The organism is Nocardioides agri, from assembly GCF_013778305.1.
GTDB lineage: Bacteria > Actinomycetota > Actinomycetes > Propionibacteriales > Nocardioidaceae > Nocardioides > Nocardioides agri.
The window spans coordinates 1,411,921-1,431,324 of sequence record NZ_JACEIC010000002.1 but is presented as its reverse complement, the minus strand read 5'-3'; the positions used below and the strand labels follow the sequence as shown (position 1 = coordinate 1,431,324).

Below are 19,404 nucleotides of genomic sequence, written 5' to 3'. Positions count from 1 at the left end.
GGCCTGCCGCGGGATCTCTGCCAAGATAGTCCGGTTGCTTCGGTGGGTTGCCGGGGTGCGTCGCACATCTTGACTTCTGAATCGCGTCTCCAGACATTCGCTTCAGTGGTCTGCCGTGCGGCGGCACCGAACCTGGAGACCCGATCTGCCTGACGAACCGTCGGGCGCCACCAACAACCAACTGCAGGACCCCGGTCTTGTGTTGCGTCTCAACCACGCGACACGCCCGACCGCGGGGGTCGGCGGAGGGGGTGGGAAGCACAGGTGGGACCGACTCAAGCCCGAGGACGCCCCGGACAAGCACGCGGTACGAGATCAAGAAGGACGAGAGAGACCTATGGCGGGACAGAAGATCCGCATCAGGCTCAAGGCCTATGACCACGAGGTGATCGACACCTCGGCGCGCAAGATCGTGGACACGGTCACCCGCACGGGTGCCAAGGTCGCCGGCCCGGTGCCGCTGCCGACCGAGAAGAACGTGTACTGCGTCATCCGCTCGCCCCACAAGTACAAGGACTCCCGCGAGCACTTCGAGATGCGCACCCACAAGCGCCTCATCGACATCATCGACCCCACGCCGAAGACCGTCGACTCGCTCATGCGCCTCGACCTGCCTGCCGGCGTCGACATCGAGATCAAGCTCTGAGGTCGGTACTGACATGACTTTCGAACGCAATGTGAAGGGCCTGCTGGGCACGAAGCTCGGCATGACCCAGGTCTGGGACGAGAACAACCGCGTCGTCCCGGTGACCGTCGTGGCCGCCGCCTCCAACGTGGTGACCCTCGTCCGCACGCCTGACACCGACGGCTACAACGCCGTCCAGGTCGGCTACGGCGAGATCGACGGCCGCAAGGTGACCAAGCCGCTCGCCGGCCAGTTCACCAAGGCCGGCACCACCCCGCGCCGCCACCTGGTCGAGATCCGCACCGCCCTCGCGACCGACTACACGGTCGGCCAGGAGCTGCCCGTCGACACCTTCGCCGCCGGCGAGGAGATCGACGTGACCGGCACCAGCAAGGGCAAGGGCTTCGCGGGCACGATGAAGCGTCACGGCTTCTCCGGTGTCTCCGCGTCGCACGGTGCCCACCGCAACCACCGCAAGCCGGGCTCGATCGGCGCGTGCGCCACCCCGGGTCGCGTGTTCAAGGGTGTGCGGATGGCCGGCCGGATGGGCTCCGACACCGTCACCACCCAGAACATCACCGTCCACGCTGTCGACGTGGAGAAGGGCCTGATCCTGCTCAAGGGCGCCGTTCCCGGCCCCAAGGGTGGTCTCGTGGTCCTCCGCTCGGCCGCCAAGAAGACGCAGGAGGTCTGAGCATGGCTACCACTGAGAAGCCGGCCGCGAAGAAGACCGCCGCGAAGAAGACCTCCGCCCCCAAGGCGGCCAAGGTCGACCTTCCCGCCGAGATCTTCGACGTCGAGGTCAACATCCCGCTGATCCACCAGGTCGTCGTGGCCCAGCAGGCCGCTGCGCGTCAGGGCACGCACTCGACCAAGCGTCGCGGCGAGGTCCGCGGCGGTGGCAAGAAGCCCTACAAGCAGAAGGGCACCGGTCGCGCCCGCCAGGGCTCGACCCGCGCGCCGCAGTTCGCCGGCGGTGGCATCGTCCACGGTCCCAAGCCGCGTGACTACGACCAGCGGACCCCCAAGAAGATGAAGGCCGCCGCCCTGCGCGGTGCCCTCTCCGACCGGGCCCGCAACGACCGCATCCACGTCGTCGAGTCGCTGATCAGCGCCGAGGCCCCGTCGACCAAGGCCGCCCTGGCCGCCCTGGCGTCGATCTCGGACCGCAGCAACTTCCTCGTCGTGCTCGAGCGCACCGACTCCGTCACCTGGCTCTCGCTGCGCAACGCGCCGCAGGTGCACATCGTGGCGGTCGACCAGCTCAACACCTACGACGTGCTGGCGTCCGACGACGTCGTCTTCACCAAGGGCGCGTTCGACGCCCTGGTGAACGGCCGCGCCAAGACCGCTGAGGAGGCTGCCAAGTGAGCACCCTGCACAAGGACCACCGCGACATCCTGCTCGCGCCGGTCGTGTCCGAGAAGAGCTACTCGCTCCTCGACGCGAACAAGTACACCTTCCTGGTGCACCCCGACGCGAACAAGACCGAGATCAAGATCGCGGTCGAGAAGGTGTTCAACGTCAAGGTGACCTCGGTCAACACGATCAACCGCCCGGGCAAGACGCGCCGCACGCGCAACGGCCTCGGCAAGCGCAAGGACACCAAGCGCGCGATCGTCAGCCTGGCCGAGGGCGACCGCATCGACATCTTCGGAGGTCCGGTCTCCTGACCGGGCGCTGGAACGAGGACTGAAGACACATGGCTATCCGCAAGTACAAGCCGACTACCCCCGGTCGCCGGGGCTCGTCGGTCTCCGACTTCGTCGAGATCACCCGGACCACGCCGGAGAAGTCGCTGACGCGTCCGCTGCCCAAGAAGGGCGGCCGCAACAACCAGGGCCGGATCACCACCCGGCACCAGGGTGGCGGTCACAAGCGTGCCTACCGCATCATCGACTTCCGTCGCTACGACAAGGACGGCGTGCCGGCCAAGGTCGCTCACATCGAGTACGACCCCAACCGCACCGCGCGCATCGCGCTGCTGCACTACGCCGACGGCGAGAAGCGCTACATCATCGCGCCGAAGGACCTGTCGCAGGGCACCCGCGTGGAGTCCGGCCCGAACGCCGACATCAAGCCCGGCAACAACCTGCCGCTGCGCAACATCCCGGTCGGTACCACCATCCACTGCGTGGAGCTGCGTCCGGGTGGCGGCGCGAAGATCGCCCGCTCCGCCGGCAACAGCGCCCAGCTGGTCGCCCGTGAGGGCTCCCGCGCCACGCTGCGCATGCCCTCGGGCGAGATGCGCTTCGTCGACGTGCGCTGCCGCGCCACGGTCGGCGAGGTGGGCAACGCCGAGCAGTCGAACATCAACTGGGGCAAGGCCGGCCGCATGCGCTGGAAGGGCAAGCGCCCGACCGTCCGTGGTGTCGTCATGAACCCGGTCGACCACCCGCACGGTGGTGGTGAGGGCAAGACCTCCGGTGGTCGCCACCCGGTCTCGCCCTGGGGCAAGCCCGAGGGCCGCACGCGCAAGCGCAAGGCCTCCGACTCGCAGATCATCCGCCGTCGCAAGACCGGCAAGGGTAGGAAGTAACTGAGATGCCTCGCAGCCTGAAGAAGGGCCCCTTCATCGACGACCACCTCCAGAAGAAGGTGGACGCGGAGAACGAGAAGGGCACCCACAACGTCATCAAGACCTGGTCGCGCCGGTCGATGATCGTGCCGGACATGATCGGTCACACGATCGCCGTGCACGACGGTCGCAAGCACGTGCCGGTCTTCGTGACCGACGCGATGGTCGGCCACAAGCTCGGGGAGTTCGCTCCCACCCGCACCTACCGCGGGCACGTCAAGGAAGACCGGAAGGGGCGCCGTCGATGAGCACCACCGACCGCCAGCGCGTCAGCGCGCGCCGCGAGTCGCTGCTCGGCGACCAGCCGGGCGCGTTCGCCAGCGCCCGCTACACGCGGATCACCCCGATGAAGGCCCGCCGTGTCGTCGACATGGTCCGCGGTCTGCCCGTCGCGGAGGCCCAGGCCCTGCTGCAGTTCGCGCCGCAGGCCGCCTCCGAGACCATCCTGAAGGTGCTCAACAGCGCCATCGCGAACGCCGAGACCACCGAGGGCCTCGACGCCGGCGACCTGGTCATCAGCGTCGCGCAGGTCGACGAGGGTCCCACGATGAAGCGCTGGCGTCCGCGTGCGCAGGGCCGGGCCACCCGGATCAACAAGCGCACCAGCCACATCACCCTCGTCGTCCAGCCGGCCGACGTTGCGGCTGACAAGGCGACCGCCAAGAAGAGGAAGAGTGCCTGATGGGCCAGAAGATCAACCCGAACGGTTTCCGTCTGGGCATCTCGACGGACCACAAGAGCCGTTGGTACGCCGACAAGCTCTACAAGTCGTACGTCGGCGAGGACGTCGCCATCCGCAAGCTGCTCTCCAAGGGCATGGAGCGGGCCGGCATCGCCAAGGTCGAGATCGAGCGCACCCGTGACCGCGTGCGGGTGGACATCCACACCGCCCGCCCGGGCATCGTCATCGGTCGCCGTGGCGCCGAGGCCGACCGCATCCGCGGCGAGCTCGAGAAGCTCACCGGCAAGCAGGTCCAGCTGAACATCCTCGAGGTCAAGAACCCCGAGATCGACGCGCAGCTGGTCGCCCAGGGCGTTGCCGAGCAGCTGTCCGGCCGCGTGCAGTTCCGTCGCGCCATGCGCAAGGCGATGCAGACGTCGATGCGCTCCGGTGCCAAGGGCATCCGGATCCAGTGCTCCGGCCGCCTCAACGGCGCCGAGATGTCGCGCACCGAGTTCTACCGCGAGGGTCGCGTGCCGCTGCACACCCTCCGTGCCGACATCGACTACGGCTTCTACGAGGCCCGCACGACCTTCGGCCGCATCGGCGTGAAGGTCTGGATCTACAAGGGCGAGGTCGCCGGCACCCGTGCCGAGCGTCAGGCCCAGGCCGCTGCCCGCGCCGGTGTCCCCGGTCGCGGTGGTCGTGACGGCGCCCGTGGCGGCGCTCGTGGCGCTGACCGCCCGAGCCGTGGCTCGCGCGGTGACCGTCCGGCTCGCGGCGACCGCGGCGCCGAGGCGCCCGCGTCCGAGGCTCCCGCTGCCGAGGCTCCGGCCCCGGCCGAGACCCCTCAGGAGGGCTGACCCATGCTGATGCCCCGTCGTGTCAAGCACCGCAAGCAGCACCACCCCAAGCGGACCGGTGCGGCCAAGGGTGGCACCCGTCTCGCCTTCGGCGACTTCGGCATCCAGGCGGTCGAGGGTCACTACGTGACCAACCGCCAGATCGAGTCGGCCCGTATCGCGATGACCCGCCACATCAAGCGTGGCGGCAAGGTCTGGATCAACATCTACCCGGACCGCCCGCTGACCAAGAAGCCCGCTGAGACCCGCATGGGCTCCGGCAAGGGCTCGCCCGAGTGGTGGATCGCCAACGTGAAGCCGGGTCGGGTCATGTTCGAACTCTCTGGTGTTTCGGAGGACGTTGCTCGCGAGGCCATGCGCCGCGCGATGCACAAGCTCCCGATGAAGTGCCGCTTCGTCTCCCGTGAGGCAGGTGAATTCTGATGGCGACCAAGGCTCACGAGCTCGACGAGCTGAACGCCGTGGACCTCGAGGCGAAGCTGCGCGAGGCCAAGGAGGAGCTCTTCAACCTCCGCTTCCAGGCGGCCACCGGCCAGCTGGAGAGCCACGGCCGGCTCCGCACGGTCAAGAAGGACATCGCCCGGATCTACACCGTGGTGCGCGAGCGCGAGCTCGGCATCCGGCCGACCCCGGGTCAGGACAGCAACGAGGATGGTGACGCATGAGCGAGCAGACCGCAGAGCGGAACGCCCGCAAGACCCGTGAGGGCCTGGTCGTCAGCGACAAGATGGACAAGACCGTCGTCGTGTCCGTCGAGGACCGCGTGAAGCACGCGCTGTACGGCAAGGTCATGCGCCGCACGAGCAAGCTGAAGGCTCACGACGAGAACAACGACTGTGGCATCGGCGACCGCGTGCTCCTCATGGAGACCCGCCCGCTGTCCGCCACCAAGCGCTGGCGCGTCGTCGAGATCCTCGAGCGCGCCAAGTAATCACCCGTTCGGCCAGGCTCGTCGCCCCCGAGGCGTCGAGAACCGGCACGACATAGGAGAAATCAATGATTCAGCAGGAGTCGCGACTCAAGGTCGCCGACAACACCGGTGCGAAGGAGATCCTCTGCATCCGTGTTCTCGGCGGCTCGGGTCGCCGCTACGCCGGCATCGGTGACGTCATCGTCGCCACCGTGAAGGACGCGATCCCCGGTGGCAACGTCAAGAAGGGCGACGTCGTCAAGGCCGTGATCGTGCGCACCGTCAAGGAGCGTCGTCGTCCCGACGGTTCGTACATCCGCTTCGACGAGAACGCCGCCGTCATCCTCAAGAGCGACGGCGAGCCGCGAGGCACCCGCATTTTCGGCCCCGTGGGCCGCGAGCTGCGAGAGAAGAAGTTCATGAAGATCATCTCGCTCGCGCCGGAGGTGCTCTGAGCCATGGCCAAGAGCGTGAACATCAAGAAGGGCGACACCGTCAAGGTGATCGCCGGCAAGGACAAGGGTGCCGAGGGCAAGGTCATCCAGGTGCTCCGTGAGGAGCAGCGGGTGATCGTCGAGGGCGTCAACCGGATCAAGCGGCACACCAAGGTGATCAACCAGGGTGGTCGCGACGGCAAGACCGGCGGCATCATCACCGCCGAGGCGCCGATCCACATCTCCAACGTGATGCTCGTCGACGGCGACGGCGTGACCCGGGTCGGCTTCCGCCGCGACGAGGTCACCAAGCGCCGCCCGGACGGCTCGACCTACCAGGCCGAGCGCTCCGTCCGCGTGTCCCGCAAGACCGGGAAGGAAATCTGATGACCGAGACCACCACTGCGGTGACCCCGCGTCTGAAGACCCGCTACCGCGAGGAGATCCTGCCCGCCCTCCAGGCGGAGTTCGAGATCGCCAACGTCATGCAGGTGCCCGGCCTGACCAAGATCGTGGTCAACATGGGCGTCGGCGAGGCGGCTCGCGACTCGAAGCTGATCGAGGGTGCGGTCAAGGACCTCACCGCGATCACCGGCCAGAAGCCGCTCGTCACCAAGGCCCGCAAGTCGATCGCGCAGTTCAAGCTGCGCGAGGGCATGCCGATCGGCGCGCACACCACGCTGCGCGGCGACCGGATGTGGGAGTTCCTGGACCGCCTGCTGTCGCTGGCGCTGCCCCGGATCCGTGACTTCCGCGGCCTCAACCCCAACCAGTTCGACGGCCGTGGCAACTACACCTTCGGTCTCACCGAGCAGGTCATGTTCCACGAGATCGACCAGGACAGGATCGACCGGTCGCGCGGCATGGACATCACGATCGTCACCACCGCCACCAACGACGAGCAGGGTCGCGCGCTGCTGAAGCAGCTCGGCTTCCCGTTCAAGGAGAACTGACATGGCGAAGACCGCTCTCAAGGTCAAGGCGGCCCGCAAGCCCAAGTTCGCGGTGCGCGGCTACACCCGCTGCCAGCGCTGCGGCCGGCCCAAGGCCGTCTACCGCAAGTTCGGCCTGTGCCGCATCTGCCTGCGGGAGATGGCGCACCGCGGCGAGCTGCCCGGCGTCACCAAGTCCTCCTGGTAATCACCTCAAGCACGTTGAAGGTCGCCCGCGCCGAGTGCGGGGCGAAACCACGGCGAGAAAGAACCCATCATGACGATGACTGACCCGATCGCAGACATGCTCACCCGTCTGCGCAACGCCAACCAGGCGTACCACGACGCGGTTTCCATGCCGTACAGCAAGCTGAAGCAGGGCGTCGCGGAGATCCTCCAGCAGGAGGGCTACATCACGTCCTACGACGTGAAGGAGCCGGCCGAGGGGGAGGTCGGCAAGACGCTGACCATCACGCTCAAGTACGGCCGCAACCGCGAGCGCTCCATCGCGGGCGTCCGCCGCATCAGCAAGCCGGGCCTGCGGGTCTACGCCAAGCACACGGGCCTCCCGAAGGTGCTCGGCGGCCTGGGCGTCGCGATCATCTCGACGAGCCAGGGCCTGCTGACCGACCGCCAGGCGAACCAGAAGGGCGTGGGTGGGGAAGTCCTCGCCTACGTCTGGTGACGACGAGAAACGCGAAGGAGTAGAAGAGCATGTCGCGCATTGGCAAGCTTCCGATCGCGGTCCCGTCGAGTGTCGACGTCGCGATCGACGGCCCCCTGGTGACGGTGAAGGGCCCCAAGGGCACCCTGAGCCACACCCTGGCGGCGCCGATCACGATCGAGAAGGGCGACGGCGTCCTCGACGTCAAGCGCCCCGACGACGAGCGCCAGAGCAAGGCCCTCCACGGGCTGAGCCGGACCCTGGTCAACAACATGGTCGTCGGTGTCACCGAGGGCTACGAGAAGAAGCTCGAGATCGTGGGCGTGGGCTACCGCGTCCTCGCGAAGGGCCCGACGCAGCTGGAGTTCCAGCTCGGGTACTCGCACCCGATCACGTTCAACGCCCCCGAGGGCATCACCTTCACGGTGGAGGGCCCGACCAAGCTCGGCGTCCAGGGCATCGACAAGCAGCTTGTCGGTGAGGTTGCCGCCAACATCCGCAAGCTGCGGAAGCCCGAGCCGTACAAGGGCAAGGGCGTTCGCTACGCGGGTGAGCACATCCGCCGCAAGGTCGGAAAGGCTGGTAAGTGACCATGGGGATCTCGCTCTCCAACCACAAGCACACCGCAGCGCGCACCAAGTCGCGCCTGCGCCGTCAGGTCCGTGGCCGCAAGAAGGTCCACGGCACCGCCGAGCGTCCGCGCCTGGTCGTCACCCGTTCGACGAAGCACATCACCGTGCAGGTCGTCGACGACCTGGTCGGCAAGACCCTGGCCTACGCGTCCACCATGGAGGCCGACGTGCGCGGCTTCGAGGGTGACAAGACCGCCAAGGCCAAGAAGGTCGGCGAGCTCGTCGCGGAGCGGGCCAAGTCGGCCGGCGTCTCGGACGTCGTCTTCGACCGGGCCGGCAACAAGTACCACGGCCGCATCGCGGCGCTGGCGGACGCCGCCCGCGCCGGTGGTCTGACGTTCTGATCGCGAAGACAGACAGAGAGAAGAGGAAAGTCTCATGAGCGGAGCCCAGCGCGGACAGCGTGGTGGCGAGCGCCGTGGCGGACGGGATGACCGTCGTGGCCAGGGCGCGGAGAAGACCGCCTACATCGAGCGCGTCGTCGCGATCAACCGTGTCGCCAAGGTCGTGAAGGGTGGTCGTCGCTTCAGCTTCACCGCCCTCGTGGTCGTCGGTGACGGTGACGGTCTCGTCGGCGTCGGCTACGGCAAGGCCAAGGAAGTCCCGGCAGCGATCGCCAAGGGTGTCGAGGAGGCGAAGAAGCACTTCTTCCGCGTCCCCCGCATCCAGGGCACGATCCCGCACCCGGTCCAGGGCGAGAAGGCCGCCGGCGTGGTCATGCTGCGTCCGGCCGCGCCCGGTACCGGTGTCATCGCCGGTGGTCCGGTCCGTGCGGTGCTCGAGTGCGCCGGCATCCACGACATCCTGAGCAAGTCGCTCGGGTCGTCCAACCAGATCAACATCGTCCACGCGACGGTCGAGGCCCTCAAGATGCTCGAGCAGCCCGAGGCTGTCGCCGCGCGTCGTGGCCTGACCGTCGAGCAGGTCACCCCGGCCGCGCTGCTCAAGGCGCGCGCCGAGGTCCCGGCCGGTGTGTCCGAGGAGGTGTCCTCCTGATGGCCCAGCTCAAGGTCCAGCAGAAGCGCGGCACCGTCGGCATCAAGGCGAACCAGCGCGAGACCCTGCGCACGCTCGGTCTCAAGCGCATCGGCGACGTCGTCGTGAAGGAAGACCGCCCGGAGATCCGTGGCATGGTCAACACCGTCCGTCACCTGGTGACGGTCGAGGAGGTCGAGTGACATGACGCTCAAGCTGCACCACCTGCGTCCTGCCCCCGGCGCCAAGACTGCCAAGACCCGTGTCGGTCGCGGTGAGGGCTCCAAGGGCAAGACCGCGGGCCGTGGTACCAAGGGAACCAAGGCTCGCTACCAGGTCCCGGTCGCCTTCGAGGGTGGCCAGATGCCGATCCACATGCGGCTCCCGAAGCTCAAGGGCTTCAAGAACCCGTTCAAGGTGGAGTTCCAGGTCGTGAACCTCGACCGCATCAACGAGCTCTTCCCCGAGGGTGGGGCCATCGGCGTCGACGAGCTCGTCGCCAAGGGTGCCGTTCGTGACGGCCACCCGGTCAAGGTCCTCGGCCAGGGCGACATCTCCGTCGCCGTCCAGGTGAGCGCCAACGCGTTCTCCGGCTCGGCCAAGGAGAAGATCGAGGCGGCCGGCGGCACGACCACGGTCGTCTGATCGGTTGACCACCAGCGTTAGGGGCGCGGCGGTCCTGCAGCTCGCAGGACCGGCCGCGCCCCCCGCGCATTCAGGGGTCGCCGGACCGCCTGTTAGGCTTCCCCGGGTCCTTGCGAGCGAGTCGCGAGGGCCGCTTCACGCTTGGAGAAAGAGGATCTCGTGCTGAGCGCGTTCGCGAACGCTTTCCGGACCCCGGACCTGCGGCGCAAGCTGCTGTTCGTCCTCATGATCATCGCGATCTTCCGGCTCGGATCTCAGATCCCGACCCCGGGCGTGAACGTGGCGAACGTGCAGGAGTGCGTCAACATCGCCCAGGAGGGGGACAGCGCCGGGCTCTACAACCTGGTGAACCTGTTCTCCGGCGGCGCGCTGCTGCAGCTGACGATCTTCGCGCTCGGCATCATGCCGTACATCACCGCGAGCATCATCCTGCAGCTGCTCGTCGTGGTGATCCCCCGGCTCGAGGCCCTCAAGAAGGAGGGCCAGTCCGGTCAGACCAAGATCACCCAGTACACGCGCTACCTCACGCTGGGCCTCGCGGTCCTCCAGGCCACGGGCATCGTGGCGCTGGCCCGCTCGGGCAACCTGCTCCAGGGCTGCGACCCCGAGGTCTACCCGCTGCTCCACAACGACAGCACGATGACCTTCCTGGTCATGGTCGTCACCATGACCGCCGGCACCGCCGTCATCATGTGGCTCGGCGAGCTCATCACCGAGCGCGGCGTCGGCAACGGCATGTCGCTGCTGATCTTCACCCAGGTCGTCTCCGGATTCCCGGCCTCGCTCTGGGCCGTGCAGCAGTCCAAGGGCTACTGGGTGCTCGGCATCGTGCTGCTGATCGGCCTGGTCGTCATCGCCGCGGTCATCTTCGTCGAGCAGGCGCAGCGCCGGATCCCCGTGCAGTACGCACGCCGGATGGTCGGCCGCAAGATGTTCGGCGGCAGCTCGACCTACATCCCGTTGAAGGTCAACCAGGCCGGTGTCATCCCGGTCATCTTCGCCTCGTCGCTGCTCTACCTGCCGGCGATGCTCGTGCAGTTCAACCAGAACTCGCAGTCGGCGGTGCTCGACTGGGTCAACGCCCACCTGGTGCGCGGCGACCACCCGATCTACATGATCCTGTTCTTCCTGCTGATCGTCTTCTTCACGTACTTCTACGTCTCGATCACCTTCAACCCCCAGGAGGTCGCGGACAACATGAAGAAGTACGGCGGCTTCATCCCCGGGATCCGGGCGGGCAAGCCGACCGAGGAGTACCTCTCCTACGTCCTGTCCCGCATCACGCTGCCCGGCGCGCTCTACCTCGGCCTGGTCGCCCTGCTCCCGCTCATCGCCTTCGCCGTGATCGGCGCCAACCAGAACTTCCCGTTCGGTGGCACCAGCATCCTGATCATGGTCGGCGTCGCGCTGGACACGGTGAAGCAGATCGAGAGCCAGCTCCAGCAGCGCAACTACGAAGGGTTCCTGCGGTAAATGAGGCTGATCATCATGGGCCCCCCGGGTGCGGGCAAGGGCACGCAGGCCAAGTTCATCGCCGAGCACTTCAAGATCCCGGCGATCTCCACCGGTGACATCTTCCGGGCCAACGTCTCCGAGGGCACCGAGCTCGGCGTCAAGGCCAAGCGCTACATGGACGCCGGCGAGTACGTCCCCGACGAGGTCACCAACCTGATGGTCCGCAACCGGATCGACGAGGACGACGCCCAGACCGGCTTCCTGCTCGACGGCTACCCGCGCACGCTCGCGCAGGTGGAGGAGCTCGACGGGATGATCGAGTTCACCGGCCACCGCCTCGACGCGGTCGTCTGCCTCACGGTCGACCAGGACGAGATCGTCGCGCGGCTGCTGCAGCGCGCGCAGGTCGAGGGTCGCGCCGACGACACCGAAGAGGTCATCCGGCGGCGCCAGGAGGTCTACCTCGAGCAGACCGAGCCGCTGATCGCCGTCTACAAGGACCGCGGCATCGTCCACGAGGTCGACGGCCTCGGCGAGGTCGCCGAGGTCACCGCCCGCATCTTCGACGCCCTGGACGACCTGCCGGAGTCCTGAGCGATGGGCCTGCTGGACCGAGGCGTCGAGATCAAGACGCCCGAGCAGATCGACGGGATGCGCAAGGCCGGTCTCGTGGTCGGCCGCACCCTCGAGCTGCTGCGCGGGCACGTCCGCGCGGGCGTCTCGACGGCCGAGCTCGACGGGATCGCCGAGGACCACATCCGGTCGTCCGGCGCGACGCCGTCGTTCCTGGGCTACCACGGCTTCCCGGCCTCGATCTGCGCCTCGGTCAACGACGAGGTCGTCCACGGGATCCCCGGTGAGCGGGTGCTCGCCGACGGCGACGTCGTCTCGATCGACTGCGGTGCGATCGTCGACGGCTGGCACGGCGACGCCGCCGTCACGGTGCCGGTGGGCGCGGTCAGCGACGACCTCACCGAGCTGATTCGCGTCACTGAGGAGTCGATGTGGCGCGGCATCGCGGCCGCGCACCTCGGTGGCCGGGTCACCGACATCTCGCACGCGATCGAGCGGTACGTGCGCGCCCAGGGCCGCTACGGCATCGTCGAGGACTACACGGGCCACGGCATCGGCTCGCAGATGCACCAGCCGCCCGACGTCCCCAACTACGGGCGTGCCGGCAAGGGGCCCCGCCTGGTCGAGGGGCTCGCGCTCGCGGTCGAGCCGATGATCACCACCGGCACCAAGGACACCGACGTGCTCGCCGACGACTGGACCGTCGTCACCACCGACGGCAGCCGCGCCGCGCACTTCGAGCACACCTTCACGATCACGCCCCAGGGCACCTGGGTGCTCACGGCGCTCGACGGCGGAGAGGCCGCGCTCGGTGCGCTGGGCGTCCCGTTCGGGGGACGTTGACAGGAATGTGCTTGGATGGGCACCGCAGGGGGGAGTATTCCTTCGCCGCGGTCTCGTCAACACGAGCATGCTCCGGGTCCGTGGGTCGTCACTGACGGCGGAAGAGACTCCTGACGACTTCGCGCCCCCTCACGCCAGGAGCACTGCCCGTGGAGATCTCCACAGTTGAATGGACCGTCACGATCGTCGCCACCTGCGCGGTGCTGCTGTTCGACGTGATCGTCATCGCCCGCGACCCGCACGAGCCGTCGTTCAAGGAGTGCGCGATCGCGCTCAGCGTCTACATCGGCGCGGCCATCGCCTTCGGCGCCTGGATCTGGGCGTCCCACGGCCACGACATGGGGATCCAGTTCTACACGGGCTGGCTGACCGAGTACTCGCTGTCGATCGACAACCTGTTCGTCTTCATCATCATCATGTCCGCGCTGCGGGTGCCTCGGCAGTACCAGCAGGAGGCGCTGATGGTCGGCATCATCCTGGCGCTGATCTTCCGCGGCATCTTCATCGCGCTGGGCTACCAGCTGATCAACAACTTCAGCTGGATCTTCTACCTCTTCGGCGCCTTCCTGGTCTACACCGCCTACGGCCTGGTCAAGAGCTACCGCAGCCACGAGGACGAGCACCCGGAGGAGAACCGCGTGGTGCGGTTCGCCCAGCGGCACATGAACGTCGGCGACGAGTACCACGGCCTCAAGCTCTGGTACCGCAAGAACGGCGTCCGCTTCGTCTCCCCGATGCTGATCGTGATCATCGCGCTCGGCACCACCGACCTGCTCTTCGCGCTGGACTCGATCCCCGCGATCTTCGGCATCACGCAGGAGCCCTACCTCGTCTTCACCGCGAACGTGTTCGCGCTGATGGGCCTCCGGCAGCTCTACTTCCTGCTCGGTGGGCTGCTCAAGAAGCTGGTCTACCTCTCGCTCGGCCTGGCGTTCATCCTGGCCTTCATCGGCGTGAAGCTGGTCCTGCACGCGCTGCACGAGAACGAGGTGCCGTTCATCAACGGCGGCGAGCCGGTGCACGTGCCCGAGATCTCGGCCCTGATGAGCCTCGGCGTCATCGTGATCACGCTGCTGGTCACCGGGGTCGCGAGCCTGCTCGCGGCGCGCAAGATGACCGACGAGGAGATCGAGGAACGCACGATCTCGGAATAGCCACCCCGGCGGGACTGGTTGACCCGGGGTGAGCGAACGAGGCCTGTCACTGTCGGTGCTCGACCTGGTCCCGGTCCGGAGCGACCAGACCTCCGCGGACGCCGTCGCGGCGACGCTGTCCCTCGCCGAGGTCGCCGACGGGTTGGGCTACCGGCGCTACTGGCTGGCCGAGCACCACAACATGCCGGCCGTGGCCGCCACCAACCCGCCGGTGCTCATCGGCCTGGTGGCGGGCCGCACCTCGCGGATCCGGGTGGGCTCCGGCGGGGTGATGCTGCCGAACCACGCGCCGCTGGTGGTCGCCGAGCAGTTCGCGCTGCTCGAGGCGGCCTTCCCGGGTCGCATCGACCTCGGGATCGGCCGGGCGCCCGGCAGCGACCCGGTCACGTCGTACGCGCTCCGCCACGGCGCCGGGGGCGTGAGCGACGAGGCGGTCAACCGGTTCCCGGAGTACGTCGACAACGTGCTGGCCATGATGGAGCCCGACGGGGTCGGCCTCGGGATCCAGGGCCGCACCTACCCCCTGAAGGCGACCCCGGTCGCGGGCAGCGTGCCCACCGTCTGGCTGCTCGGCTCCTCGGACTACTCGGCACGGCTGGCCGCCGAGAAGGGGCTGCCCTACGTGTTCGCGCACCACTTCTCCGGCAGCGGGACGGCCGAGGCGCTCGCGCTCTACCGGGACGGCTTCCGCCCCTCGCCCGAGGCTCCCGAGCCGCGCACCTTCCTGACCGTCAACGTGGTGGTCGCCGAGTCCGACGACGAGGCCCGGCGACTGGCGCTGCCGCAGCTGCAGGCGATGCTCGCACTGCGGACCGGGCAGGAGCTGCGCCCGCAGCGGCTGGTCGAGGAGGCCGAGAAGGTCGAGCTGCCGTCCGCGCACCTCGACCTCATGGACGCGATGGCGCAGCGGTGGGTGATCGGCTCGCCGGCGACGGCTCGGGCGCGGATCGAGGAGCTCGCCGCGACGTACGACGTCGACGAGGTGATGGTGCACCCGGTCGCGGGCGCGTGGACCGGCACCGATGCCGGCCGCAGCCCGGCCCGGGAGGAGACGCTCCGGCTCCTGGTCGGTCAGGCCTGACGCTCGCCGCGGAGACGTCAGGGCTGCGCATCTGGCCCGGCCACGTGCGATGATCGCTGCGGAGACGGGGTGCGCGCCCCCGTCTGCCCCTCCGCCCGGTGCCACACGCCGGGCGATTCGTGTTTTGCGCCCTGGTTTGACTAAACTGGCGTGTCGGCCCAACGTGGGTCTGCTTCGTGGTGCCTAGCGGCTGTCCGGAAACCCGCGCGAATCGCTTTCGAGTGGTTCGCTCGCGTGCCCGGGATGAGGTTCACGAGCGGCTGCACGAGGTCCACCGCCCCGCCGGGGTGGAGGTTCCCGGGCCACGGTAGACAACCGATCAACAGATTGTGGAGGACATGCCGAAGAAAGAAGGCGTGATCGAGATCGAGGGCACCGTCGTGGAGGCCCTCCCGAACGCGATGTTCCGCGTGGAGCTGAGCAACGGGCACAAGGTTCTCGCCCACATCAGCGGCAAGATGCGTCAGCACTACATCCGGATCCTCCCCGAGGACCGGGTCGTGGTGGAGCTCTCGCCGTACGACCTCACCCGGGGTCGGATCGTCTACCGCTACAAGTAATCGACAGCCGAGTAGCGAAGGACACGACCGATGAAGGTCAAGCCCAGCGTCAAGCCCATCTGTGACAAGTGCAAGGTGATCCGTCGCCACGGCCGCGTCATGGTGATCTGCGAGAACCCGCGCCACAAGCAGCGCCAGGGCTGAGCTCAAGCTCAGCGGGCGACCGCACGGCGGGCTCACACCCGCTCGAACACAACTGAACACCTACAACGTGATCGCTAGCCCGTCGTACGACGAGCGAAGTCACCTCCGGAGCAGATGGCCGGAGCCCGGACACACGAGGCCGGGACGCGACACGACCGAAACCGCTGCGAACAACCGAAGGAACAAGCCACATGGCACGCCTCGTTGGTGTGGACCTCCCGCGCGACAAGCGCATCGAGGTCGCACTCACCTACATCTACGGCATCGGCCGTACCCGCGCCCAGCAGCTCCTGGCCGCCACCGGGGTCAACCCCGACCTGCGCGTCCACCAGCTGGGTGACGAGGAGCTGGTCAAGCTCCGTGACGAGATCGAAGCCAACTTCAAGATCGAGGGTGACCTCCGTCGCGAGGTCCAGGCCGACATCCGTCGCAAGATCGAGATCGGCAGCTACCAGGGTCGCCGTCACCGCCAGGGCCTCCCGGTCCGCGGACAGCGCACCAAGACCAACGCCCGTACCCGCAAGGGTCCGAAGCGCACGGTTGCCGGCAAGAAGAAGGCGAAGTGATCCAGCGCTGACGCGCTGATCCTCGTCACACACGAGCTTCCAGACCAGACCTCAGGAGTTACTGCATGCCTCCCAAGAGCCGCAGCGCGGCCGGCGCCAAGAAGGTGCGCCGCAAGGAGAAGAAGAACGTCGCCGTGGGCGAAGCCCACATCAAGAGCACGTTCAACAACACGATCGTCACGATCACCGACCCGACTGGTGCGGTGATCTCGTGGGCCTCGGCCGGCACCGTCGGTTTCAAGGGTTCCCGCAAGTCCACCCCGTTCGCTGCGCAGATGGCTGCGGAGGCCGCTGGCCGCCGCGCGATGGAGCACGGCATGAAGAAGATCGACGTCTTCGTCAAGGGCCCGGGTTCGGGCCGCGAGACCGCGATCCGTTCCCTGGGTGCGATCGGCCTCGAGGTCGGCACCATCCAGGACGTCACGCCCACGCCCCACAACGGCTGCCGCCCGCCGAAGCGCCGCCGCGTCTGACGCTGCGACCGAGAACAGGAGACTTGTAGAGATGGCCCGTTACACCGGCCCCATGACCCGAAAGTCGCGCCGCCTCGGCGTCGACCTCGTCGGTGGCGACGCTGCGTTCGAGAAGCGTCCCTACCCGCCCGGCCAGCACGGCCGTGCCCGCATCAAGGAGAGCGAGTACCGCTCGCAGCTCCAGGAGAAGCAGAAGGCCCGCTTCACCTACGGCGTGATGGAGCGTCAGTTCCACAACTACTACGTCGAGGCTTCGCGCCGCTCCGGCAAGACCGGTGACAACCTGCTCCAGCTGCTCGAGTGCCGCCTGGACAACGTCGTCTACCGTGCCGGCTTCGCCCGCACCCGTCGCCACGCCCGCCAGCTGGTCGTGCACGGCCACTTCAAGGTGAACGGCAAGAAGGTCGACATCCCGTCGTACCAGGTTGCCGCCCACGACGTGATCGACGTGCGCGAGAAGTCCCTCGAGATGACCCCGTTCATCGTGGCTCGCGAGACCCACGGCGAGCGCGTCGTCCCCGCTTGGCTCGAGGCCATCCCGTCGCGGATGCGCATCCTCGTCCACCAGCTCCCGGTCCGGGCCCAGATCGACCTGCCGGTCCAGGAGCAGCTCATCGTCGAGTTCTACTCGAAGAAGTGACCATGGTCGGCGCCGCGGGAACCGCTAGGACTCGCGGCGCCGTCCAGACCTTCCGTCAACCCTGAAGTTCGGGCCCGTCAAATAGCGGGTGGGCCCGGAAAGGAAAGAACAAGTGCTCATCGCACAGCGCCCCACCCTGTCGGAAGAGACCGTCGACGAGTTCCGTTCGCGGTTCGTCATCGAGCCGCTGGAGCCGGGCTTCGGCTACACGCTCGGCAACTCGCTGCGTCGCACCCTGCTCAGCTCCATCCCGGGTGCCTCGGTCACGAGCATCAAGATCGACAGCGTTCTCCACGAGTTCTCGACCATCGAGGGCGTCACCGAGGACGTCACGGAGATCATCCTCAACCTCAAGGGCCTCGTCGTCTCCTCGGAGCACGACGAGCCGGTCACCATGTACCTGCGCAAGTCGGGTGCCGGTGACGTCACCGCGGCCGACATCGCGCCGCCGGCCGGCGTCGAGGTCCACAACCCCGACCTGAAGATCGCCACGCTGTCCGACAAGGGCAAGCTGGAGATGGAGCTGGTCGTCGAGCGCGGCCGCGGCTACGTCTCGGCCGTCCAGAACAAGGGCGCGGACAACGAGATCGGCCGGATGCCGGTCGACTCGATCTACAGCCCCGTCCTCAAGGTGACCTACAAGGTCGAGGCCACCCGTGTCGAGCAGCGCACCGACTTCGACAAGCTCGTCATCGACGTCGAGACCAAGCCGTCGATCCGTCCCCGCGACGCGATCGCCTCGGCCGGCAAGACCCTGGTCGAGCTCTTCGGCCTGGCGCGCGAGCTCAACGTCGAGGCCGAGGGCATCGACATCGGCCCGTCGCCGGTCGACGAGCAGCTGGCTGCCGACCTCGCCCTCCCGGTCGAGGACCTGCAGCTGACCGTCCGCTCCTACAACTGCCTCAAGCGCGAGGGCATCCACACCGTGGGTGAGCTCATCAGCCGCTCGGAGCAGGACCTGCTCGACATCCGCAACTTCGGCGCGAAGTCGATCGACGAGGTCAAGGCCAAGCTGGTCGAGATGGGTCTGTCCCTCAAGGACAGCGCGCCCGGCTTCGACCCGCACGCCGCCCTGGCTGCGTACGGCGACGACGACGACGACGCGTTCGTCGAGGACGAGCAGTACTGATCCGAAATCCGCCCGCACCCGCGGGCGGTCTACCCCGGTACCTGACACGGCCGGAGAGAAAAGAGAGAAGCAATGCCCAAGCCCACCAAGGGTCCCCGCCTCGGCGGTAGCCCGTCCCACCAGCGCCTGATCCTGGCGAACCTGGCCACCCAGCTCTTCGAGCACGGCCGGATCACCACGACCGAGTCGCGGGCGCGCGCGCTGCGTCCGCACGCGGAGAAGCTGATCACCAAGGCGAAGAAGGGCGACCTGCACAACCGTCGCGAGGTCCTCAAGACCATCCGCGACAAGTCGGTCGTGCACACCCTCTTCACCGAGATCGCGCCGACCTTCTCGGAGCGCCCGGGTGGCTACACCCGGATCACCAAGATCGGCCCGCGCAAGGGTGACAACGCGCCCATGGCGGTCATCGAGCTGGTGACCGAGGCCTACAAGCCGTCGGCCCCGAAGGCCAAGAAGAAGGCTGCCGCCGCGCCCGTCGCCGAGCCGGTCGTCGCCGAGGACGTCCTCGTCGAGGACGTGGCCGAGGAGACCGCCGCCGAGGAGGCCTCCGAGGAGACCGTCGTCGCGGTCGAGGGCGTCGACACCGACGTCTTCGAGGAGACCGAGGGTGGCACGTCCGGCAAGTACGCCGGGTCCAGCGTGCCGCTCGAGGACGCCAGCAAGGCGCCCGAGGGCTTCCCGATCAAGGGCAACGAGGACTCGCAGAAGTACCACACGCCCGACAGCCAGTGGTTCGAGCAGACCGTCGCCGACGTCTGGTTCGACAGCGAGGAGTCTGCGGCCGCCGCCGGTTTCACCAAGGCCGGCGAGTAGCACCACCCAGCAGTCACGCCGAGGGCCCGTCACCTGTGCAGGTGGCGGGCC

33 protein-coding genes are annotated in these 19,404 nt (G+C 67.8%); all 33 read left to right on the top strand.

Annotated features, from left to right (window positions below):
- Positions 1-337: 337 nt before the first annotated feature.
- The 33 genes from rpsJ to rplQ all read left to right on the top strand — a co-directional run bounded on the left by rpsJ (position 338) and on the right by rplQ (position 19,353).
- Positions 338-646 (top strand): 30S ribosomal protein S10, encoded by a 309-nt coding sequence (gene rpsJ / locus HZF07_RS11520; protein ID WP_008360994.1) that lies wholly within the window; start codon positions 338-340, stop codon positions 644-646.
- 13 nt (positions 647-659) lie between these two features.
- On the top strand, positions 660-1,319 hold the full coding sequence (rplC, locus tag HZF07_RS11515) for a 50S ribosomal protein L3 (protein ID WP_157341759.1): 660 nt from the start codon (positions 660-662) through the stop codon (positions 1,317-1,319).
- A gap of 2 nt (positions 1,320-1,321) precedes the next feature.
- A complete protein-coding gene (gene rplD, locus HZF07_RS11510) occupies positions 1,322-1,996 on the top strand; it encodes a 50S ribosomal protein L4 (RefSeq protein ID WP_157341757.1) in 675 nt (224 codons plus the stop codon).
- Entirely contained in the window at positions 1,993-2,298 is a 306-nt protein-coding gene (gene rplW, locus HZF07_RS11505; RefSeq protein WP_181645078.1) for a 50S ribosomal protein L23, read from the top strand. Before rplD ends, rplW begins: the two co-directional genes overlap by 4 nt.
- Before the next feature lie 29 nt (positions 2,299-2,327).
- Positions 2,328-3,164, top strand: coding sequence for a 50S ribosomal protein L2 (gene rplB, locus HZF07_RS11500; RefSeq protein WP_157341755.1), 837 nt, complete (start codon positions 2,328-2,330; stop codon positions 3,162-3,164).
- A gap of 5 nt (positions 3,165-3,169) precedes the next feature.
- Positions 3,170-3,451 carry a 30S ribosomal protein S19 gene (gene rpsS, locus HZF07_RS11495; RefSeq protein ID WP_157341753.1) on the top strand — a complete coding sequence of 94 codons (282 nt, stop codon included), beginning with the start codon at positions 3,170-3,172 and terminating at the stop codon, positions 3,449-3,451.
- On the top strand, positions 3,448-3,885 hold the full coding sequence (gene rplV, locus HZF07_RS11490; RefSeq protein ID WP_157341751.1) for a 50S ribosomal protein L22: 438 nt from the start codon (positions 3,448-3,450) through the stop codon (positions 3,883-3,885). Before rpsS ends, rplV begins: the two co-directional genes overlap by 4 nt.
- Complete coding sequence (rpsC, locus tag HZF07_RS11485) at positions 3,885-4,727, top strand: 30S ribosomal protein S3 (RefSeq protein WP_157341749.1); 843 nt, start codon at positions 3,885-3,887, stop codon at positions 4,725-4,727. Before rplV ends, rpsC begins: the two co-directional genes overlap by 1 nt.
- A 3-nt stretch (positions 4,728-4,730) precedes the next feature.
- Positions 4,731-5,150 carry a 50S ribosomal protein L16 gene (gene rplP, locus HZF07_RS11480; RefSeq protein WP_157341747.1) on the top strand — a complete coding sequence of 140 codons (420 nt, stop codon included), beginning with the start codon at positions 4,731-4,733 and terminating at the stop codon, positions 5,148-5,150.
- Positions 5,150-5,392, top strand: a complete 243-nt coding sequence (rpmC, locus tag HZF07_RS11475; protein ID WP_157341745.1) for a 50S ribosomal protein L29 — start codon at positions 5,150-5,152, stop codon at positions 5,390-5,392. The genes rplP and rpmC overlap by 1 nt, the downstream gene beginning before the upstream one ends.
- Positions 5,389-5,658 carry a 30S ribosomal protein S17 gene (gene rpsQ, locus HZF07_RS11470; RefSeq protein WP_157341743.1) on the top strand — a complete coding sequence of 90 codons (270 nt, stop codon included), beginning with the start codon at positions 5,389-5,391 and terminating at the stop codon, positions 5,656-5,658. Before rpmC ends, rpsQ begins: the two co-directional genes overlap by 4 nt.
- A gap of 65 nt (positions 5,659-5,723) precedes the next feature.
- The gene (gene rplN, locus HZF07_RS11465; protein WP_157341741.1) at positions 5,724-6,092 is read left to right on the top strand and encodes a 50S ribosomal protein L14; all 369 of its coding nucleotides are present in this window, start codon (positions 5,724-5,726) and stop codon (positions 6,090-6,092) included.
- Between the two features lie 3 nt (positions 6,093-6,095).
- Positions 6,096-6,458 (top strand): 50S ribosomal protein L24, encoded by a 363-nt coding sequence (gene rplX, locus HZF07_RS11460; protein ID WP_157341739.1) that lies wholly within the window; start codon positions 6,096-6,098, stop codon positions 6,456-6,458.
- Positions 6,458-7,024 carry a 50S ribosomal protein L5 gene (rplE, locus tag HZF07_RS11455; RefSeq protein ID WP_157341737.1) on the top strand — a complete coding sequence of 189 codons (567 nt, stop codon included), beginning with the start codon at positions 6,458-6,460 and terminating at the stop codon, positions 7,022-7,024. The genes rplX and rplE overlap by 1 nt, the downstream gene beginning before the upstream one ends.
- Position 7,025: 1 nt before the next feature.
- Positions 7,026-7,211, top strand: coding sequence for a type Z 30S ribosomal protein S14 (locus tag HZF07_RS11450; protein WP_011757321.1), 186 nt, complete (start codon positions 7,026-7,028; stop codon positions 7,209-7,211).
- Between the two features lie 69 nt (positions 7,212-7,280).
- The gene (gene rpsH / locus HZF07_RS11445) at positions 7,281-7,688 is read left to right on the top strand and encodes a 30S ribosomal protein S8 (RefSeq protein ID WP_157341736.1); all 408 of its coding nucleotides are present in this window, start codon (positions 7,281-7,283) and stop codon (positions 7,686-7,688) included.
- 29 nt (positions 7,689-7,717) lie between these two features.
- Entirely contained in the window at positions 7,718-8,257 is a 540-nt protein-coding gene (gene rplF / locus HZF07_RS11440) for a 50S ribosomal protein L6 (protein WP_157341734.1), read from the top strand.
- Between the two features lie 2 nt (positions 8,258-8,259).
- Entirely contained in the window at positions 8,260-8,643 is a 384-nt protein-coding gene (rplR, locus tag HZF07_RS11435) for a 50S ribosomal protein L18 (protein ID WP_157345085.1), read from the top strand.
- 34 nt (positions 8,644-8,677) lie between these two features.
- Positions 8,678-9,295, top strand: coding sequence for a 30S ribosomal protein S5 (gene rpsE / locus HZF07_RS11430; protein WP_157341732.1), 618 nt, complete (start codon positions 8,678-8,680; stop codon positions 9,293-9,295).
- The gene (gene rpmD, locus HZF07_RS11425; protein ID WP_028644811.1) at positions 9,295-9,477 is read left to right on the top strand and encodes a 50S ribosomal protein L30; all 183 of its coding nucleotides are present in this window, start codon (positions 9,295-9,297) and stop codon (positions 9,475-9,477) included. The genes rpsE and rpmD overlap by 1 nt, the downstream gene beginning before the upstream one ends.
- 1 nt (position 9,478) lies before the next feature.
- A complete protein-coding gene (rplO, locus tag HZF07_RS11420) occupies positions 9,479-9,919 on the top strand; it encodes a 50S ribosomal protein L15 (protein ID WP_157341730.1) in 441 nt (146 codons plus the stop codon).
- 159 nt (positions 9,920-10,078) lie between these two features.
- Positions 10,079-11,392, top strand: coding sequence for a preprotein translocase subunit SecY (gene secY / locus HZF07_RS11415; protein WP_181645077.1), 1,314 nt, complete (start codon positions 10,079-10,081; stop codon positions 11,390-11,392).
- Positions 11,393-11,968 (top strand): adenylate kinase, encoded by a 576-nt coding sequence (locus HZF07_RS11410; RefSeq protein ID WP_157341725.1) that lies wholly within the window; start codon positions 11,393-11,395, stop codon positions 11,966-11,968.
- A gap of 9 nt (positions 11,969-11,977) precedes the next feature.
- Positions 11,978-12,790, top strand: coding sequence for a type I methionyl aminopeptidase (map, locus tag HZF07_RS11405; protein WP_396954823.1), 813 nt, complete (start codon positions 11,978-11,980; stop codon positions 12,788-12,790).
- Between the two features lie 149 nt (positions 12,791-12,939).
- Entirely contained in the window at positions 12,940-13,944 is a 1,005-nt protein-coding gene (locus tag HZF07_RS11400; protein WP_181645076.1) for a TerC family protein, read from the top strand.
- A gap of 28 nt (positions 13,945-13,972) precedes the next feature.
- Positions 13,973-15,025, top strand: coding sequence for an LLM class flavin-dependent oxidoreductase (locus HZF07_RS11395; protein ID WP_309504702.1), 1,053 nt, complete (start codon positions 13,973-13,975; stop codon positions 15,023-15,025).
- A gap of 338 nt (positions 15,026-15,363) precedes the next feature.
- Entirely contained in the window at positions 15,364-15,585 is a 222-nt protein-coding gene (gene infA / locus HZF07_RS11390; protein WP_011757309.1) for a translation initiation factor IF-1, read from the top strand.
- Positions 15,586-15,615: 30 nt separating this feature from the next.
- On the top strand, positions 15,616-15,729 hold the full coding sequence (rpmJ, locus tag HZF07_RS11385; RefSeq protein WP_011757308.1) for a 50S ribosomal protein L36: 114 nt from the start codon (positions 15,616-15,618) through the stop codon (positions 15,727-15,729).
- A gap of 191 nt (positions 15,730-15,920) precedes the next feature.
- Positions 15,921-16,295 (top strand): 30S ribosomal protein S13, encoded by a 375-nt coding sequence (rpsM, locus tag HZF07_RS11380; protein ID WP_157341721.1) that lies wholly within the window; start codon positions 15,921-15,923, stop codon positions 16,293-16,295.
- A 65-nt stretch (positions 16,296-16,360) separates the two neighbouring features.
- On the top strand, positions 16,361-16,768 hold the full coding sequence (gene rpsK / locus HZF07_RS11375) for a 30S ribosomal protein S11 (protein WP_157341719.1): 408 nt from the start codon (positions 16,361-16,363) through the stop codon (positions 16,766-16,768).
- Positions 16,769-16,799: 31 nt separating this feature from the next.
- Positions 16,800-17,408 (top strand): 30S ribosomal protein S4, encoded by a 609-nt coding sequence (gene rpsD, locus HZF07_RS11370; RefSeq protein WP_157341717.1) that lies wholly within the window; start codon positions 16,800-16,802, stop codon positions 17,406-17,408.
- Between the two features lie 112 nt (positions 17,409-17,520).
- The gene (locus tag HZF07_RS11365) at positions 17,521-18,537 is read left to right on the top strand and encodes a DNA-directed RNA polymerase subunit alpha (RefSeq protein ID WP_181645075.1); all 1,017 of its coding nucleotides are present in this window, start codon (positions 17,521-17,523) and stop codon (positions 18,535-18,537) included.
- A gap of 72 nt (positions 18,538-18,609) precedes the next feature.
- Positions 18,610-19,353, top strand: a complete 744-nt coding sequence (gene rplQ, locus HZF07_RS23860; RefSeq protein WP_157341715.1) for a 50S ribosomal protein L17, sunset domain variant — start codon at positions 18,610-18,612, stop codon at positions 19,351-19,353.
- Positions 19,354-19,404: the final 51 nt, after the last annotated feature.

Excerpts from the sequence above, each read along its gene's own strand:
- rpmC (WP_157341745.1), top strand. The coding sequence starts at position 5,150 with ATGGCGACCAAGGCTCACGAGCTCGACGAGCTGAACGCCGTGGACCTC.
- rpsK (WP_157341719.1), top strand. The coding sequence starts at position 16,361 with ATGCCTCCCAAGAGCCGCAGCGCGGCCGGCGCCAAGAAGGTGCGCCGC.
- rpsQ (WP_157341743.1), top strand. The coding sequence starts at position 5,389 with ATGAGCGAGCAGACCGCAGAGCGGAACGCCCGCAAGACCCGTGAGGGC.
- rplO (WP_157341730.1), top strand. The coding sequence starts at position 9,479 with ATGACGCTCAAGCTGCACCACCTGCGTCCTGCCCCCGGCGCCAAGACT.
- rpsM (WP_157341721.1), top strand. The coding sequence starts at position 15,921 with ATGGCACGCCTCGTTGGTGTGGACCTCCCGCGCGACAAGCGCATCGAG.
- rplB (WP_157341755.1), top strand. The coding sequence starts at position 2,328 with ATGGCTATCCGCAAGTACAAGCCGACTACCCCCGGTCGCCGGGGCTCG.
- rplF (WP_157341734.1), top strand. The coding sequence starts at position 7,718 with ATGTCGCGCATTGGCAAGCTTCCGATCGCGGTCCCGTCGAGTGTCGAC.
- rplX (WP_157341739.1), top strand. The coding sequence starts at position 6,096 with ATGGCCAAGAGCGTGAACATCAAGAAGGGCGACACCGTCAAGGTGATC.
- HZF07_RS11410 (WP_157341725.1), top strand. The coding sequence starts at position 11,393 with ATGAGGCTGATCATCATGGGCCCCCCGGGTGCGGGCAAGGGCACGCAG.
- rpsD (WP_157341717.1), top strand. The coding sequence starts at position 16,800 with ATGGCCCGTTACACCGGCCCCATGACCCGAAAGTCGCGCCGCCTCGGC.
- infA (WP_011757309.1), top strand. The coding sequence starts at position 15,364 with ATGCCGAAGAAAGAAGGCGTGATCGAGATCGAGGGCACCGTCGTGGAG.
- rplE (WP_157341737.1), top strand. The coding sequence starts at position 6,458 with ATGACCGAGACCACCACTGCGGTGACCCCGCGTCTGAAGACCCGCTAC.
- rpmD (WP_028644811.1), top strand. The coding sequence starts at position 9,295 with ATGGCCCAGCTCAAGGTCCAGCAGAAGCGCGGCACCGTCGGCATCAAG.
- rplR (WP_157345085.1), top strand. The coding sequence starts at position 8,260 with ATGGGGATCTCGCTCTCCAACCACAAGCACACCGCAGCGCGCACCAAG.
- rplD (WP_157341757.1), top strand. The coding sequence starts at position 1,322 with ATGGCTACCACTGAGAAGCCGGCCGCGAAGAAGACCGCCGCGAAGAAG.
- rplV (WP_157341751.1), top strand. The coding sequence starts at position 3,448 with ATGAGCACCACCGACCGCCAGCGCGTCAGCGCGCGCCGCGAGTCGCTG.
- HZF07_RS11450 (WP_011757321.1), top strand. The coding sequence starts at position 7,026 with ATGGCGAAGACCGCTCTCAAGGTCAAGGCGGCCCGCAAGCCCAAGTTC.
- rplP (WP_157341747.1), top strand. The coding sequence starts at position 4,731 with ATGCTGATGCCCCGTCGTGTCAAGCACCGCAAGCAGCACCACCCCAAG.
- rpsS (WP_157341753.1), top strand. The coding sequence starts at position 3,170 with ATGCCTCGCAGCCTGAAGAAGGGCCCCTTCATCGACGACCACCTCCAG.
- rpsJ (WP_008360994.1), top strand. The coding sequence starts at position 338 with ATGGCGGGACAGAAGATCCGCATCAGGCTCAAGGCCTATGACCACGAG.
- rplN (WP_157341741.1), top strand. The coding sequence starts at position 5,724 with ATGATTCAGCAGGAGTCGCGACTCAAGGTCGCCGACAACACCGGTGCG.
- rplQ (WP_157341715.1), top strand. The coding sequence starts at position 18,610 with ATGCCCAAGCCCACCAAGGGTCCCCGCCTCGGCGGTAGCCCGTCCCAC.
- rpmJ (WP_011757308.1), top strand. The coding sequence starts at position 15,616 with ATGAAGGTCAAGCCCAGCGTCAAGCCCATCTGTGACAAGTGCAAGGTG.
- rplC (WP_157341759.1), top strand. The coding sequence starts at position 660 with ATGACTTTCGAACGCAATGTGAAGGGCCTGCTGGGCACGAAGCTCGGC.
- rpsE (WP_157341732.1), top strand. The coding sequence starts at position 8,678 with ATGAGCGGAGCCCAGCGCGGACAGCGTGGTGGCGAGCGCCGTGGCGGA.
- rpsH (WP_157341736.1), top strand. The coding sequence starts at position 7,281 with ATGACGATGACTGACCCGATCGCAGACATGCTCACCCGTCTGCGCAAC.
- rpsC (WP_157341749.1), top strand. The coding sequence starts at position 3,885 with ATGGGCCAGAAGATCAACCCGAACGGTTTCCGTCTGGGCATCTCGACG.